Annotated in this window: 13 protein-coding genes; 8 read left to right on the top strand and 5 right to left on the bottom strand. The window is 37.4% G+C overall.

Features of this window, described 5'->3' with window-relative positions:
* Window positions 1-131 precede the first annotated feature (131 nt).
* From ACLLO5_RS10910 to ACLLO5_RS10875, 8 genes are all read left to right on the top strand, one after another.
* The gene (locus ACLLO5_RS10910; RefSeq protein ID WP_413175453.1) at window positions 132-1,679 is read left to right on the top strand and encodes a type II CAAX prenyl endopeptidase Rce1 family protein; all 1,548 of its coding nucleotides are present in this window, start codon (window positions 132-134) and stop codon (window positions 1,677-1,679) included.
* A 332-nt stretch (window positions 1,680-2,011) separates the two neighbouring features.
* Complete coding sequence (locus ACLLO5_RS10905) at window positions 2,012-2,287, top strand: TM2 domain-containing protein (protein WP_413175452.1); 276 nt, start codon at window positions 2,012-2,014, stop codon at window positions 2,285-2,287.
* Window positions 2,288-2,709: 422 nt separating this feature from the next.
* Window positions 2,710-5,112 carry a heavy metal translocating P-type ATPase gene (locus ACLLO5_RS10900; RefSeq protein ID WP_413175451.1) on the top strand — a complete coding sequence of 801 codons (2,403 nt, stop codon included), beginning with the start codon at window positions 2,710-2,712 and terminating at the stop codon, window positions 5,110-5,112.
* A 339-nt stretch (window positions 5,113-5,451) separates the two neighbouring features.
* A complete protein-coding gene (locus ACLLO5_RS10895; RefSeq protein WP_413175450.1) occupies window positions 5,452-5,952 on the top strand; it encodes an FHA domain-containing protein in 501 nt (166 codons plus the stop codon).
* Between the two features lie 1,102 nt (window positions 5,953-7,054).
* Entirely contained in the window at window positions 7,055-8,626 is a 1,572-nt protein-coding gene (locus ACLLO5_RS10890; protein WP_413175449.1) for a tetratricopeptide repeat protein, read from the top strand.
* Between the two features lie 520 nt (window positions 8,627-9,146).
* A complete protein-coding gene (locus ACLLO5_RS10885; protein WP_413175448.1) occupies window positions 9,147-10,472 on the top strand; it encodes an ATP-binding protein in 1,326 nt (441 codons plus the stop codon).
* Entirely contained in the window at window positions 10,469-11,044 is a 576-nt protein-coding gene (locus ACLLO5_RS10880) for a hypothetical protein (protein ID WP_413175447.1), read from the top strand. Before ACLLO5_RS10885 ends, ACLLO5_RS10880 begins: the two co-directional genes overlap by 4 nt.
* Window positions 11,045-11,250: 206 nt before the next feature.
* Entirely contained in the window at window positions 11,251-11,697 is a 447-nt protein-coding gene (locus ACLLO5_RS10875; protein WP_413175446.1) for a DUF29 domain-containing protein, read from the top strand.
* 150 nt (window positions 11,698-11,847) lie between these two features.
* Here the strand turns inward: ACLLO5_RS10875 and ACLLO5_RS10870 are convergent, their stop codons facing one another.
* The 5 genes from ACLLO5_RS10870 to ACLLO5_RS10850 all read right to left on the bottom strand — a co-directional run bounded on the left by ACLLO5_RS10870 (window position 11,848) and on the right by ACLLO5_RS10850 (window position 16,371).
* Entirely contained in the window at window positions 11,848-13,467 is a 1,620-nt protein-coding gene (locus ACLLO5_RS10870; RefSeq protein WP_413175445.1) for a caspase family protein, read from the bottom strand.
* 7 nt (window positions 13,468-13,474) lie between these two features.
* Window positions 13,475-13,837 carry a hypothetical protein gene (locus tag ACLLO5_RS10865; protein ID WP_413175444.1) on the bottom strand — a complete coding sequence of 121 codons (363 nt, stop codon included), beginning with the start codon at window positions 13,835-13,837 and terminating at the stop codon, window positions 13,475-13,477.
* Window positions 13,838-14,023: 186 nt separating this feature from the next.
* Entirely contained in the window at window positions 14,024-14,410 is a 387-nt protein-coding gene (locus tag ACLLO5_RS10860) for a type II toxin-antitoxin system VapC family toxin (RefSeq protein ID WP_413175443.1), read from the bottom strand.
* Window positions 14,407-14,628, bottom strand: a complete 222-nt coding sequence (locus tag ACLLO5_RS10855; RefSeq protein WP_413175442.1) for a DUF2281 domain-containing protein — start codon at window positions 14,626-14,628, stop codon at window positions 14,407-14,409. The genes ACLLO5_RS10860 and ACLLO5_RS10855 overlap by 4 nt, the downstream gene beginning before the upstream one ends.
* Before the next feature lie 114 nt (window positions 14,629-14,742).
* The gene (locus ACLLO5_RS10850; RefSeq protein WP_413175441.1) at window positions 14,743-16,371 is read right to left on the bottom strand and encodes a mucoidy inhibitor MuiA family protein; all 1,629 of its coding nucleotides are present in this window, start codon (window positions 16,369-16,371) and stop codon (window positions 14,743-14,745) included.
* Between the last annotated feature and the right edge of the window lie 190 nt (window positions 16,372-16,561).

The raw sequence follows: 16,561 nt of genomic DNA, 5'->3' as shown, positions 1-16,561 counted from the left end.
CAAAATCCTCAAGCCCCCAGATTTATGCGTGGGGTGAATCCCAAATCTAAAATCCCAAATCTAAAATCGGATGGCTGGCTTATAATTTCCAAGGGGCGATCGCTCTCAACTGGTAAGTTAAAGGGGGATAGATGACATTCAAACGGTTGCTGTTAATTGTGCTAACACTGTTAGCCATCATGACATCAGGCTTGTCTTTATTTGGTAGTTGGCAAAAACCTCAGTTCCAAAGTCGTCTAGAACTATACCAAACAAATATTGTCTTGCAAGCCCAAGCATGGCAACCAGAAGGCAGCAACGATGAGAATTTTCTGGTTTTGCGGGAAACTATACTGGGTGATAAACCCCTAGAAAGTGCTACCAAGCAATATCAACAAGCGCGGGAATCTGTTGAAACTAATTTAGACAAAGCCGAAATTCAATTGGCAAAACTTAGCCAAGACATACCTCCTAAACCTCTACCAGAACTCTCTTCTCAAGAACAGCAGCAACAATTACGGAAGTCTGTTAACCAACTACAAAAATTAAGAGATGAGTTGGACTTGCGTCTGGGTATTTTACAAGCACTGCAAGGTGAAACAGATAACGCCCTCAAAACTTGGAGTCAGGTAGAGGAAAGTTCCCCGGTTAATTCCGAATTTAAGCAAACTGCTAAGGTATTAAGCGGGCTATGGAGCAAATCTCCTCAGTTGCTACCAAATGCCCAACAACTTATTCAAAAAAACTTAGAAGGTTGGTTTCGTTCTACAGCGTTGATTCAACTATACCAACTGCAACAACGTGAAGATATATTAGCTGATGTTCAAGCGAGACAACAAGCGGCTGCTAGTGATGCGATATTGAAGTTAGCGATTATTGCCACTATTCCCAGCTTAACTGCTTTCATCGGTGTCATATTGCTGGTAGCTTTGATGATTCAGCTTTTACTCAAGGGTAAAGAGTCTATATTAGCTACAAATGCTGACAACCGTTGGTCAACACCTTGGGATGTGGAAACAATTTTACAGGTTTTTGTTCTAGGATTTTTCCTGATGGGACAATTATTTATACCTGTATTGTTCGGACTTCTCCCTATTTCCCGTTCTTCAAGTAATGTGCGGGTTCAGGCTTTCTCTGTATTAGTTAGTTATTTGCTGGTTGCCTTGGGTGCGTTGTCAGTGTTGTATTACTCTATTAAGCGTTATTTTCCTTTGCCACAAGGCTGGTTTCGTTTCCGGTTTCAAAGTAATTGGTTGTTGTGGGGACTGGGTGGTTACTGCACTGCTTTACCGATTGTGGTGATAGTTTCATTGATTAATCAACAATTATGGCAAGGACAAGGTGGTAGTAATCCACTGTTGCAACTGGCGTTGGAAAGTAGAGATAATATAGCACTAGGAATATTTTTCTTTACTGCGGGTATCGCTGCGCCATTTTTTGAAGAGTTTCTATTTCGCGGCTTTTTGTTACCATCCTTGACTCGTTATATCCCTGTTTGGGGGGCAATTGGTGTTAGTAGCTTGTTATTTGCTGCGGCTCATCTGAGTTTGTCAGAAATTCTGCCATTGACAGCGTTAGGAATTGTCTTAGGAATAGTATACACGCGATCGCGCAATCTTCTCGCCCCTATGCTCCTTCACAGTCTCTGGAATAGTGGCACATTACTAAGTTTATTTCTTTTGGGTAGTGGAAATAATTAATACTAGTTTGCAATTGTGATTGCGTAACAATACAGATTAATTCTCCAAAATTGCCAATAATTCAGATGTAGTTTGACCTATAATATCCCCGATTTCTTCTTGAAGTTGGGGATATATATTTGGGGATATATATTTTGAGTATTTTATATTTAATTACGCTGTTCCATTAAACTTTTCTGTGTGCATATAGACTGACAACTCCAGAAAACGAATGTATTCTCATGATTACAGCAAAGTCAAAAAATATCCTGAGTTAATCGCTATTAACCTGTAGACACTTAGTACCTCTGCACAAAAGTGAAAAGTCAACACACAAAGGAGATGAAGTGAATATGGCTAATCTCAACCCATCTCATGCGACTAAACAACTTTTAGCTGGTTACTGTGGCATTATTTTTGGTGGATTTGGACTACATAAGTTTATTCTGGGTTACGCACCAGAAGGTTTTATCATGTTAGTAATTTCTGTAGTTGGTGGTTCTCTCACCTACGGATTTACATTGCTAATTATGCAACTTATAGGTTTAATCGAAGGCATGATTTACTTAAATAAAAACCATGAAGATTTTGTTAATACCTACTTTGTTAAAAAGCAGGGCTGGTTTTAGAACTTTGTATTATCATCTATATATTTTCGGCGCATAACGACCATTCCCTATCTCAAACTCAAATTTATGGGTATGGCAATTTTAAAATCTAAGCAGAGGACTTCGTTAATATTATTACTTCTAGGTATGGTTTATTTCAGCACCATGTCTAGTTTGGAAATTCACTATTTCTATAAAAGCCTAATTTTCATGTTGCCCCTACAAATAGCCTTGGTGATTTATATAACTTATAGGCGCTGCTGCCTCCTGACTAAAACTAGGCTGTAGAGTGTGGGGCAGGAGGGGGAATCTTGGCTTCTTCTTCTCCTGAATCCTGCCTTTTTCAGATCACAGTTGTCTATAGTTCCAGAATTAGCCTACGCTCAAAGTAGACAATCCTTTTGTCAGGCCTTGAATTTTGGTAGCAAATCTCAAAACTTGCCATGCAACTTCTCAAAGAAACTCAACTTACCCCAGAATCTACCCCAATCACAGAAAAGATTATTTTAGATGTTGGGGGTATGAAGTGCGCTGGGTGTGTGACAGCGGTAGAAAAACAGCTAATCCAATATCCAGAAGTAAAAAACGTCTGTGTCAACCTGGCCACGGAAGTAGCTGTTGTGGAAGCGGAAGTTGGTACAGTAGATGCAGATGCACTGGCAAAGGCATTAACAGCAACAGGATTTCCTACCCAAACCCGTAAGGCTAATACTACACTAGCAGGTCAAAAATCGGCTCTCGAAGATTCGGCCGCAAGACAACACCGGGAAATGCAAGCAGTAATCAGACAGTTAGTGATTGCTGGAGTGTTGTTGGTGCTTTCAGGTATTGGACATTTTACTGACACCATTATCCCGATATTTAATAACATCTGGTTTCACTGTGGACTAGCAACAGTGGCGTTATTAATTCCTGGTCGCCCAATTTTAATAGATGGGTGGTTAGGTTGGCGACGGGGTGCGCCAAATATGAATACTTTGGTGAGTTTGGGAACGCTGACGGCTTATACTGCTAGTTTGATAGCTCTGTTGTTTCCCCAAATGGGTTGGGAATGCTTTTTTGATGAACCAGTGATGATGCTGGGTTTTATCTTGCTGGGCAGAAGTTTAGAGAAACAAGCTAGAGGTCGTGCTGCATCAGCATTTAGACAGTTGCTGGCACTCCAACCCCAAACAGCGCGATTGATTGCTAACCCTGATTCGGAGAAATTAATCGCTGGGGCGAATATTGTGGAAATACCTGCTGAACAGGTGCGGGTTGGTGAATGGTTACAGGTGCTGCCAGGAGATAAAATTCCTGTTGATGGTGAAGTGCGCTTTGGACAAACGACGGTAGATGAGTCGATGTTAACTGGGGAAGCTGTACCAGTGATTAAGCAATTAGGTGATGGGGTGGCTGCGGGAACTATTAACCAATCCGGTGCGATCGCCATTCAAGCCACTCGTACAGGCAATGATACCACTTTGGCGCAAATCGTGGCCTTGGTAGAAGCTGCCCAAACTCGCAAAGCACCAGTCCAAAAATTAGCAGATACGGTTTCTGGTTACTTTACCTACGGGGTTTTAACTGCTTCTTTATTCACATTTCTTTTTTGGTACTTTTTTGGTACTCACATTTGGCCAGATATCACCATCTCCAGTGGGATGGAAATGATGAGTCACTCGGCACATCATCAAGCCCCCAGTACACAATACTCTACACTGTTAATTAGTTTAAAATTAGCGATCGCCGTCATGGTCGTCGCCTGTCCCTGTGCTTTAGGACTAGCAACCCCTACAGCCATTCTCGTCGGTACGGGTATGGGTGCAGAACGGGGTTTATTAATCAAAGGTGGCGATGTTTTAGAACGAGTCCACCAGCTAGATACAGTTATTTTTGATAAAACAGGCACTCTGACCACGGGTAAACCCACAGTTACAGACTGTTTCGTATTTGCAGAATCAGCAACTCCAGAACAATTTTCTCCATCACTTCTCCAACTCGCCGCAGCAGTAGAAAGCGGTACTTACCATCCCCTCGCTACAGCCATTCACCAAGCAGCAAAACAGCAAAATTTATCAATTCCCCATGCTGTAGACTTTCACACCGAGCCAGGATTGGGCGTTTCTGCTATCGTAGAAGGCAAAACAGTGTTATTAGGTAATTGGGAATGGTTGAACTGGCATGGAATTACTGTCAGTGAAACAGCACAACAACAAGCCCAAAAAATGGCCACAGCCGGTAAAACAGTAATTAACATTGCCATTGATGGAACTTTAGCCGGATTAATTGCTGTCAGCGATACCCTCAGACCAGATGCAAAAGCCACAGTAGAAAAATTGCATCAGATGGGTCTACGAGTTATGCTCCTCAGCGGTGATAGATTAGAAGCAGCCAGTGCGATCGCCCAGCAACTGGGAATAAACAACACCAATATCATGGCAGGAATCCCCCCAGCCAAAAAAGCTGAAGCAATACAATCTCTTCAAACAGGGCAACATAAAGCGATCGTAGCAATGGTAGGAGATGGGATTAATGACGCTCCCGCCTTATCTCAAGCAGATGTCGGCATCGCTTTACACTCTGGCACAGACGTAGCTATGGAAACAGCCGCAATCATACTCATGCGTGACAATCTCAACGATGTCATAGAATCAATTCTACTCAGTCGTGCAACTTTCAATAAAATACGCCAAAATTTATTCTGGGCTTTTGCGTATAATACAATTGGTATTCCTTTAGCGGCAGGTACTTTATTGCCTAGCTTTGGTTTTGTTCTGAGTCCATCCAGCGCAGCTGCACTCATGGCTTTCAGTTCAGTTAGTGTTGTCACTAACTCAGTTTTATTAAGACGCTTTGCTCATTAACTGTAAACTTATAACTGGGAGGTAGTATCTCAAAACGAATGATCAAATGGCTAATCATCTCGCCATAGTCAACAGTTATCCAGCTTGAACTCAGAAATTTAACCCCGACACCCATCTCTATCACTAAATTTGTAAAGTATAGAGACCATTCAACAATCTAGATAAAACTGATAGCTGCTAAACTATTTTAGTCGGGTATCCAGCCCATTCATCAAGTTTGTACTCACTCCTCCCAGACACAATAGACTTACAAGAGTATAAAATTTACTCTTGTCTACCTAACAAAATATGTAGTTTCAAATCTTATTAGATTTCATATTAAATAAATTGTCTGAAAAAATGCAGGAAAAAGATACACAGCACATTCTTGCGTATCAAAGTTCAACAAATTTTAGCAACCATCTGTCAATGGCCGCACAATCTAATGAAAACCATCTACTGATCATAGAAGACGATCAAGGACGCAAAGAATTTCCTCTGGAAAATCCCGTCTATTCCATCGGTAGAGATCGTAATTGTAATATCCGATTGATATCACAGTTTGTTTCTCGACACCATGCTACATTAGTCAGGTTACGGCGCACCAATAATAGCAACAGCTATTACTACCGTATTGTTGATGGTGATCCCAAAGGCAAACCCAGTTCTAATGGTTTGATGATCAATGGACGCAAAATGCCAGCCCATGATCTAAAAAACGAAGACGAAATTGTTTTTGGACCCCAAGTACGAGCAATTTATTATTTGCTCAAAAACAGTCAACGTTCAGGACAAACAGATGCAAGTGAGTATGATATTACACTGATTAACCCTGGAATGACAGAGGAGGAAGAAGACTGACCGAATTTGAGATTTTAAAGTTGGGATTTTGACTTGAACAATTCAACATCTTGGCACAACCTCAAATTTAGTTACAGTGTACACAAAACTCCTAAAAACCTTGTTTAATCAAACACCCTCTTAGTAAGCAAGGTTAAAAGATTATCAATTTCGCTATCAGCGGAAAAATTCTCATGTTTCTTATATCGCTGAGAAACACACTTTTTAACATACCTAAACACCCCATCGAAAACGCTAAATATCAAACATCACAGGAAAATTCTATGATTTGTCCACAATTTTTCCATAATTTAACTTTAGGATCATGGGATAGAAAATCCGTAGTTACTTAAACTAACATCTAGTCCAACTGCATTTTTGGTTGCTTGTGTTTCAATTTTTCAGTATCTCGGCAAAATTGAGCATCATAACCAATACTTATTATGCGCTTAATTTGGTGAACAAATAATTCATAAATTCCAGTGAATTTAAGTTTCCCAATTTCACAATTATTTTTCAGCCTTAAGCATTTTCTATCTGCGGAAAACTTTCATTCCTGCCCTAAGAATGTAGTACCCAGAAAATGTTTTGGATTTTCTGCGTGCTATTGGAGAGCCTTAAAAAGTCCACTATTTTCTGGTGAAGAAAAATTGACAATATCTAAACCCTATCTTTTTACCTCCTTCCATATCCCCATCAAAATATTCACACAAATATTGTCAACCAATGTACGTAAGTATTAGGAGGTTATGAGTGTTTTCACTATAAAAAAGGCTAATTAATAGAAGCAAACTATTTACACTCAAGTATATTTACAACTATACTTAAGTATAGGTACACTGAGATTTTTGATTGCCTAACCGTGAGATTAGCTAAAATACGGTATTGCTAATCTTCATTATTTCTCACGAGGCATTAACAGTCTAAAATTAGCCATAATTAAGTGATCAGGATTCACTCACAAAAATGTCTAAATTGTTATTCTTGATTGTACCCTAACTTATGAACAAGATTCTGATTGCTAAAAATGACTTTCACATAGGAAACAAGATTATTAGTGTTAATAGTGTAGAGTTTCTGCCAATTTATCATTTTTTACGACAGCATCTACTATGAAATCTATATGACACTTAATTACAGTACCTGGGATGAAGATTTCCCTCCAGATCCTGAAGAAATTTATCAAGATTTACTTTGCGCCGTGGAAAGGAAATCAGGATTTGGTTTATACTTTGTACAATGTAATCCTGTGGAATCTGACCGTTTTATTAATAAAATTCCCCAGGATATTCCCCATAAAAAAATTGCCGTATTACGCTTATTTGAACCAGTTGATAAGTTATATCAACAAATAACTAATTGCATTCAAGACCAACAAATTGATATCTTATTAATTAAAGGTCTAGAATATTCTTTATATAAATATGAAAAAAGAAACTTTGGTGAAATCACTGAAGGTCAATTTATAAATTTAAGCAAAGTGCCGCCAATACTAAATCATCTCAACCAACAACGCGAAAGATTTAGAGATGATTTTCCATTTTGCTTCGTATTTTTATTGCGTTCATTTTCACTTAACTATTTAATTCATCGCGCTCCTGATTTTTTTGATTGGCGATCTGGAGTATATGAATTACCAACAACACCAGAATTAGTAGAAGAAGAATCTCGTCGTCTTCTATTAGAAGGAGATTATGAAAAATATCTGCAACTTACTCCAGAAGAAAAAATTGAAAAAGTTCTAGAAATCCAAGAACTGCTTACAGAAAAACATCAAACAGATAGTAACAGAGCCAGTTTACTATTTGAACTAGGAAATCTACTTTATTCTGCACATGAGTACGAAACCGCAATTACATTCTACGAACAAGAACTAAAATTTCAACCAGATGACCATTATGCTTGGTACAACCGTGGAAATGCACTATTGAATTTAGGAGACAATGAAGAAGCAATTTCATCTTATAACCAAGCAATAAAAATTAAACCTTATGACCACTATGCTTGGAAAAATCGAGGCAATGCACTGCGAAATTTAGGACGGAATGAAGAAGCAATTTTATCCTATAATGAAGCTCTAGAACATAACCCTCATGACCACTATGCTTGGTACGAACTTGGCAATACACTGCGGAATTTAGGACGAAATGAAGAAGCAATTTTATCCTATAATGAAGCTTTAAAATATAAACCTAATGACCATTATGCTTGGAATAATCGGGGTATAGCATTGCGGAATTTAAGACACAATGAAGAGGCAGTTTTATCTTATGACGAAGCATTAAAAATTCAACCTGATGATTACTACGCTTGGTATAATCGTGGAATCGCACTACGAAGTTTAGGACGTAATGAAGAAGCAATTTTTTCTTATGATCAAGCCCTGAAACTCAATCCTAATGACCACTATGCTTGGAATAACCGGGGCAATGCACTTGATGATTTAGGACGTACTGAAGAAGCAATTTTTTCTTATGACCAAGCCCTAAAAATAAAACCCGATGATAATTATGGTTGGTATAATAAAGCTTGCTGTTATGCTCTTCATGGTGAAATTGAGCAAGCATTAGAAAACCTGCAACAAGCAATTAGTCTCCAACCAGCGGAAGTTTTAAAAAGGGCAAAAACTGATCTTGATTTTGATTGTATTCGAGAAGATAAAAGGTTTCAAGCTTTAATGCAATTAAAAATATAGCATTTCTATCAATACCTATCGGTTAAGCGCAAAAAATAAAATCATGTAAGTTAGTTATTTTCAGCATATTAGTAGGGTGCGTCAGACTTTGTAAATCCTGCAAATAAACATATATTTGATATCTGACGCACCATAAAATAGATGTTTGGTGTGACACTTGCGTAAGTCCTAGCAAAAAATAAAATCATGTAGGTTAGTTATTTTCAGGAATCTTCACTAAGTAAGTCATAGAGATCACCCAACATTTACAAGCCTTTTTGGACTCCCTTCAGGTAAGCCCAAGCTACAAAAAATATTAACCTATTAACCGAGCGGTATTGGAAGTCCTATAAGCCTCCTATTTAATTCTTGAAAAAATTCCTCCCTATTCCCTAGCCGCGTAAGTAATTCCAGCAACAAAACCAGATTGCTATATGACATTCTCACTTTCTTCGCTTAAAATTGAATTGCTTGTTTACCGCTGCTTATTTTTACTATTTTTTTAGTCTCATTAATACCCAAGAACCTAAGTTGTTTACCTATGACCAATAATTCTGAATTACTCAAAAACCTCTACAATGCTTTTAACCCTTTTCAGCCTTTACCCGCAGGTGATCCTAATTACGTAGACTGTCAAGCTGTGCGAGGAGATGCAGATATTCTAGAAGAACTAGGAAATCGTATTCAATTAGCAAATCAAAATACTTGTCAACTATATTCTGGTCATAGAGGCGCAGGTAAATCCACAGAATTACTGAGATTAAAAGAATATTTAGAAGCAAGACAATGTTATGTAGTTTACTTTGCTGCCGATGAAGAAGATATTGATTCAGAAGATGCCCAATATACAGACATTCTGCTTGCTTGTACTCGGCGGTTACTGCAAGAATTACGAACAATGGGTAATCCTAAACCAGTGCTAAATTGGCTTAAAGATCGTTGGCAAGATTTAAAAGACTTGGCACTAACGGAAATTCAGATTGAGGACATGAATGTAGAACTGCAAATTTGTCAGTTTGCTAAATTAACAGCAAATTTAAGAGCCGTTCCTGAGCTACGTCAAGAAATTAGAGAAAGAGTAAATCCTCATACTGTCACTTTAATTAAAGTTTTAAATGAGTTTCTGGCGGATGTCAAAAAGCGTCTACCTGCTAACTGTAATCAACTAGCGGTAATTGTTGACAACTTAGATCGAATGGTTTTAGTTAAAGATGGTGAACGTACAAATTATGAAGAAGTTTTTTTAGATCGGTGTGAACAACTAAAATCTTTAGATTGTCACCTAATTTATACTGTACCCATTGCGATGGTCTATTCCACAAGAGCAACAGATTTACGTGATATATACGGTGATCCTCAAATTTTACCAATGGTAATGGTTCGTACTCCCAAAGGTGAAATTTATCAACCTGGAATAAATAAAGTTAAAGAAGTGATTTCGCGGCGAATTAAACAGTTTTCGACCGATAAACCTATAGAAACCGCAATATTTGACAGTCCAGAAACCCTAGAACAACTTTGTTTAATGAGTGGAGGTCATGTCAGAAATTTGTTATTGTTAACTCAGGATGCGATTGGACGCACTCAAGATTTGCCAATTTCCCAAAGAGCAGTTCGACGCGCCATTACGCAAGCTAGAGACACCTATCGCCGTGCTGTAGAAAACCATCAATGGAGTTTGTTAGCAGAAGTATCCCGTTCTAAGCGGATAATTAACGATGATCAGTATCGGAGTTTGATGTTTAATCGCTGTCTGTTAGAGTATCGGTACTTGGATGAAGAAGGGGAAATGCAACGCTGGTACGATATTCACCCACTTATTCAAGGTATTCAGGAATTTAAAGAAGCTATAGAAAAACTTCCATGATGAAAAATTATAGCCATTTGGATGAAGACTTACTCCCTGATGAAAAAGAAGAATATCAAGACTTAATTAGCCATCTGACGCGCAACAGAAAATTTGGCTTATATTTTGTCCAGTCTAAACCTTCAGACGATGAAAAAATAATTACCAAAATAATCCATGATTTGCCAAATAAGAAAGTCGAAGTTTTGCGTTTAATAGAGCCAATAGATACTTTATATGAAAGAGTGCTTGAGCTTTATATTAATCAACCATTTGATGTTTTATTAATTACAGGTTTAGAACATTCACTCTATCAATATGAAAAAGAAAATTTTGGACAAATTACAGAAGATAAATTTACTAATTTAACTAAAGTACCGCACATCTTAAATCACTTAAATCAAAAAAGAGAACTGTTTAGAGATACAATTCCCATTAGTTTTGTATTTTTGGCGCGTCCATTTTTAATTAGCTATTTTATCTATCGCGCTCCTGATTTTTGGGATTGGCGCTCTGCTTTATTAGAAATTGGCAGTATCAACAAATTCATAAGTATGAGAAAAAACGCTTTCTCTTCAGATTATCAAAGCTGAGTGTGAATTTGTTTATTTGAAAAATATTTAGCAGAAATTACCAATCTGTAGCCATTGGTTATTGGCTCTTTTTTTTTACTTATGACCAATGATACCTACTACATATAAACTAACGTCATAACATACCGAAATTTAAAAGATTGAGATGATGATTGTAGAATAGGATTAAGGCTGGAGAAATGCTAGATTTTACAGTATAAAAAGCCATGAAACTTCAAACTCAAGCAACATTATACGATCAAGATTATTCTCTATGGCTTGAAACTACCATAGAAAAATTACGAGAGCATCAATTTCAAGCTGTAGATATTGAAAATTTAATTGAGGAACTTGAAACTTTAGGACGGAGTGAAAAGAAAGCCTTGCGAAGCTATTTAAGATTAATTGTCATGCACTTACTTAAATGGCAATATCAACCTGAGAAGCGTTCTAAAAGTTGGCAAATCACTATCAGAGACAATCGTTTTGAAATCGAAGAAGCATTACAAGATAGTCCTAGCTTGAAGCCTCAATTAACAGAACTCCTCACTCAATGTTATCCTCGTGCTGTAATGGAAGCCAGTGAGGAAACAGGTTTACCAGTTTCTACATTTCCTACATCTTGTCATTTTACAATAGAGCAAATATTAGATCAGAATTTTCTTGGTGATTGAGTTGAGAAATCATGAAAATAGTATCTGTACTTATATATTAATCATCTGAAAAACAAAGTATGTATCAGCTATATTTTTTAAATCATATAATACAATTATTTATCCTTTTTTTAGTGCAAATTTTAAAGCTTATCTATATCAGAATCTGTTCTATAATTTAATTGGTTTTGAACTGATGTTGTTATTTAATTTAGTCATATTATTAATAATTTCGGTAGGGTTATCAGATGGTCTTAGTAACATTATCAAATTGTCTGGTCTGCATTCCATAATTGGATTATTAGAAGTTTTAGAGGCACACAAAGCCTGGTATCCATCTAAATATCCAGGAACTATATAATTTAGTGTTCCATTACTTTGTAACCTTTGAAACCGACTTGATACTTCTTGACAGCGTTTTTGAGGAGTATTTCCAGAATCATTAAAATATGTAGAAACCCAAAGAATAAATGCTAATTCATTACCGGTGGAAGATTGATATATAGTTGCTGGTGTATTATTAATTACACCACAATAGAAAAAACCACTTGAAGATGCTGACGAATTTTCTTGGTTAGTCGATGAATTTGGAGAAACTTGAATTTTATCTTGGGTTTTTCTCAACACAGATGTCTCAGTAATTGATGGACTCGGAGAAGGATGTATTTTAGAATTCAGTATCACAAATTTTTCTCTGATGGAAAACAAGACAAATATTGAACTTAATACTACTAGAACTCCTATACTTTGATATAAAGTGAAGAATATTTTAGCTGTGGAGGGCTTAGGTTTACTAGATATTATAGAGTAAATAGATTTAACACCAAAAATCTGATCCTGATTTTGATTCTTAGTTGTTAATGTCCAAGGTAATTTAGAATTTTCTATCCGCACTCTTTCAATTCTTTGTAGTGATTTTATAGCTTCTAAATCTTGACCTGATGCTACAGCTAACACACGAATCCAAAGTTGTTCTGCCAAATCTATATTTTTGCTCACTTCAGCTTGATAAGCATCATTTTTTAGAGTTGAAATATCGTGCAAGGTTGCATACTGCGGTAAAAGAATCAGATGAGATTTTGTGACTGGTTCAGCAATGGTATAGGGATTTTGTCGAGGTTTACCATATTGACGATTAAGTTCAGGTACTCGATGGCTCAAATACTGATTTAGTCGCTCCACTGTAGCACATTTACCCTGAGTACCTAAACCTTCTAAAAGTGCATAAGTAAAAGTCCCTTGTTGTAAAGTGTCTACTTCATAAGATAATTCATTGGGACTACAGGAAAAAATACTGATAATTCCTGTTTGCTTTGCTTGTGTGGCTGTTTCATCACCAATTCCTACACCAGAACGATTACCCTGATTACGACAAGCATCTAATATCAAGACGACATTATCAGCACCACAGCGACGCAAACGTTCACTGATATAACTAATAGCAATAGCTGTCTTTTCCACATCACCAGGATCACCGTCACAAGGCATCAAATAATCTCTGTCAGCGTATCGTATACCATGACCGCTAAAGAAAAACCAGAAGTTATCTCCAGCAGTCATAAACGGTGTTTCAAACATCTGCCGGAAAATTCGCAGCAGGTTAGTAAGAGAAGGACGAGTTGATTTACCATCAATATCAGGTGAGTCATCGGAGAAAAACAAGACCCTATTAAACCCCGCTTCATTAGCAAAAAATTGCTGCATCACCTCAGCATCCCGCTTGGCATAGTTTAGCGGTTGCAAAAACTCATATCGGTTAATCCCAATTGCGATCGCCCAATTTTTTGGCATATTAAATCTACGCTCGCCGTTTAAACCGCAATGTTATACCTTGTTTTCCACCAATTTTTGCTCCAGCGCCAAATAAACTTACTTGTCCCTCACCATTGATTTCTACTGCTAACTCAATTTCATCTAGCTGCATATATTTCATATCAGCCTGTTTTTCTGCACGGCTAAATAGTCCATCTATATCCTGCATAAAGCGAGTCATTTCTTGCTCAAGCTTGGAAATACTAACATCAGCCGCATTTTTAGGCAATGCTTTAGTTTTTACCTCTATATTCCAATTGCTACCTATATCCCAAGCAGCTTTTTCACCACTAGTTTCAGAAACGTTTTGTATTTCATCAGTAATAATTCTTATACTTTCGTCTGGCATAATTGATAAAAATTCCAAAAAATGACAAATTTGATTAGATGTTATGCAGTATAATACATATAGAATCTAAATTGCAGTAGTAATACTGAGTTTTATACATTGTTACTTGTCTTGATAGGAAACTTAGTAAGGATTCAGGACTTACGCAAAATTTCTTTTAAACCCTCTTTCCTTATTTACTTGGCTTCACGACCACACCCTCTGAATAGAATAGGCATCAAAAACCACATCACGACTAATTAACACAAGGGAATTATTTATTGCTTGTACAACGAGAATCCGATCAAAAGGGTCACGGTGATGCAGAGGTAAATAACGGAATTGAACAGTATCATTAAATGTAACGGGGAGAATCGTTATACCCGTAGCCATCAGTTGAGGTTCAATATCTTCAAAATTGCCCTGTAGAGTTAGTTTTCCAATATTTATTTTAATTGCTATCTCCCAAAGACTGGCAATGCTGAAAAAAACAGTTTCAGCAGATTCAATCATTTCTCTAGTTGAAACTGGTAGGTTTGCATCATTGGTAACAAACCATATCAAAGTATGAGTATCTAATAGTAATCTATTCATTCCATGTATTCTTTCATATCCTCAAGTGGCTGATCAAAATCATCAGGAAGTGGGAGAACAAACATTGCTTTCATTGTTCCTGCAACACGGCGTTTTTTTGCTGGCTGTTCTTGGGTTTTAGTCTGCTTTTCTATTAAGAATTCAATGTAATGCAGCACTTCTGTTTGCAGAGACTCAGGCAGTTCTTCTAATTTCTCTAAAATAGCTGGCTGTATCATTGTTTTTATCCTTAGCAATCTTCACTAAAAATATCATAGCTATAATTTTATGAAGATGCTGTACCAGCATATCCTGATAATGAACCACAAAACGCCTGACTCCTGCTATATGGTTTAAATATCCAACCCTAACACTGTTAACTCCGGCGGATGCTCAACAGTAAACTGATAATATACCTCCTGCTGTTCCTGCGCTGCTAACACAATATCCCACTCCAAAATACCCATTTCACTTAACTGAATTTGTGGCTGAGAACGAGTTAGCCGCACCTTAATTTGTTCATTGCGACTCACAGGTAATTGATCTGTTAATTGTAAATTTATTTCTTGATTTAATAAGTTAGTAATTACGATTCGATAAGCATAGGTAACGCGGCGTTGGCTGCTCATCAGTTTTTTATCAACTTGACGTTCAACTAAATCACGTTCTATTTTTAAGCCTTCATCTATACCTAAATTAATTTTAAATTCCTGTCCGGGGGCGATATTTTCTAATTGAGTTGCACCGACAAAAATAGTATCCCGAAAAATATTTGCTTTTCCTGGTAACAAAGTTGTACCATCAGAATTATTTTTCACATTAGCTTGCAAATAAGCAAAGCTAACTAAGCGTGGCATGACTACATAATTGAATTTACAAGGATAATCATCTTGAAAAATTGTGGTTTTATGAGGTGCGCCATCACTGGGAATGTTACCACCACTATTAAGCTTAAAAGTAACTACACTGCCTTGTTTAGATACTTCTGTGATAACTGTTTTTGCTTCAATAAAACTTTCTTCATCTTCCTCTTGTATTTTCTTTGACATACTGCTAGGTGCGGGTAAAAGCACAGCCATTGCAGGAGGAGGAGACATAGAACGTTGAACAGTAAGGGTATCGTTAGCGCGAATATGTGGAGTGTCGATATACCAAGTTTTCAGCTTAGGTGGAAGTGTACCTAATCCCGGTTTAGCGGTAGAAAGAGTTAAAGCTACATCTAACCAATCTTCTCCTGTAGTTTGGGTAATTTCTGCTAGGTAACTTAGATGTAGGATATTATTGATACTATCAACCCGTAAATCATAAAGGGGTTTCCAACTGGCATGATTTACTAGATAGGATATTTCTAGTTGAAACTCACCTTCACCACCAACTTCTACGCCCACAATCACGTTTAAGCTTTCTTTGGGTTGGGGTGTTTGGATTTTTTGTAAGGCGCTACGGAGTGATTGTAATTGTTTATCTAACTCATGTTGTTGAGTTTTACATTCTCCAGAGGCGATCGCATATTCGCTATACTGACTACCAATAAAGTTGAGAAAATCCAGCGTTTCGCTCAAGCTCAGATTTTTCCGCGACAGGCTCTGAGCAAAGGGTTCTTCTGTCTTATCTCCCAACCCAGCAATAAAATTAGATTGTAATGCTAAAGCATCTATTTGGGCTTGCAGATGGCGTTTTTCTGCTTCTAGTTGCTGAATTTGTCTCGTCAACTGTGCTACTCTTTCTGCCACTGGTTCAGTAGTATAAATGCGATCGCTGCTTACTCCCAGCAACCGCACTCCTACCGTACCAGTACCGCTTACCCTCACAGACTCCGTTTCCAGAGTTACAGGTAATGGTGTAATCAATAACTCCCGTTCTTCTCCCGTTAAAGAGATTACACCTCGTCTCGTCACTAAAGCTTTGTCACCATAGACTGTGACAGCAATAATCTTGCTTTGTACTGTTCTGCACCAAGATGATAATTCCGGGTTAGTCATTACCAATTTTCCCCCATTTTTATCAGATATCAGTTAACATTTATCAGATACCAGTTATTACTGACACCTGTTACCTGATCTAATGGTTATGCTGGTCAATTGTCAATGATTTCCGGTTTTATCGATAAGCTTTTTGACATACTCCCCGCCTTAAAAGCGCGGATATTCTTTCTTTCAAACAAAAGTTGCA

It is taken from the genome of Anabaena azotica SJ-1 (genome assembly GCF_047275885.1).
GTDB lineage: Bacteria > Cyanobacteriota > Cyanobacteriia > Cyanobacteriales > Nostocaceae > Trichormus_B > Trichormus_B azotica_A.
The sequence above is the reverse complement of the archived record's forward strand: the minus strand, read 5'-3'. Positions and strand labels throughout refer to the sequence as shown.

Coding starts and splice junctions, on each gene's coding strand:
- ACLLO5_RS10870 (WP_413175445.1), bottom strand. CDS start 13,467: ATGCCAAAAAATTGGGCGATCGCAATTGGGATTAACCGATATGAGTTT.
- ACLLO5_RS10880 (WP_413175447.1), top strand. CDS start 10,469: ATGATGAAAAATTATAGCCATTTGGATGAAGACTTACTCCCTGATGAA.
- ACLLO5_RS10900 (WP_413175451.1), top strand. CDS start 2,710: ATGCAACTTCTCAAAGAAACTCAACTTACCCCAGAATCTACCCCAATC.
- ACLLO5_RS10850 (WP_413175441.1), bottom strand. CDS start 16,371: ATGACTAACCCGGAATTATCATCTTGGTGCAGAACAGTACAAAGCAAG.
- ACLLO5_RS10905 (WP_413175452.1), top strand. CDS start 2,012: ATGGCTAATCTCAACCCATCTCATGCGACTAAACAACTTTTAGCTGGT.
- ACLLO5_RS10910 (WP_413175453.1), top strand. CDS start 132: ATGACATTCAAACGGTTGCTGTTAATTGTGCTAACACTGTTAGCCATC.
- ACLLO5_RS10890 (WP_413175449.1), top strand. CDS start 7,055: ATGACACTTAATTACAGTACCTGGGATGAAGATTTCCCTCCAGATCCT.
- ACLLO5_RS10860 (WP_413175443.1), bottom strand. CDS start 14,410: ATGAATAGATTACTATTAGATACTCATACTTTGATATGGTTTGTTACC.
- ACLLO5_RS10885 (WP_413175448.1), top strand. CDS start 9,147: ATGACCAATAATTCTGAATTACTCAAAAACCTCTACAATGCTTTTAAC.
- ACLLO5_RS10855 (WP_413175442.1), bottom strand. CDS start 14,628: ATGATACAGCCAGCTATTTTAGAGAAATTAGAAGAACTGCCTGAGTCT.
- ACLLO5_RS10865 (WP_413175444.1), bottom strand. CDS start 13,837: ATGCCAGACGAAAGTATAAGAATTATTACTGATGAAATACAAAACGTT.
- ACLLO5_RS10895 (WP_413175450.1), top strand. CDS start 5,452: ATGCAGGAAAAAGATACACAGCACATTCTTGCGTATCAAAGTTCAACA.
- ACLLO5_RS10875 (WP_413175446.1), top strand. CDS start 11,251: ATGAAACTTCAAACTCAAGCAACATTATACGATCAAGATTATTCTCTA.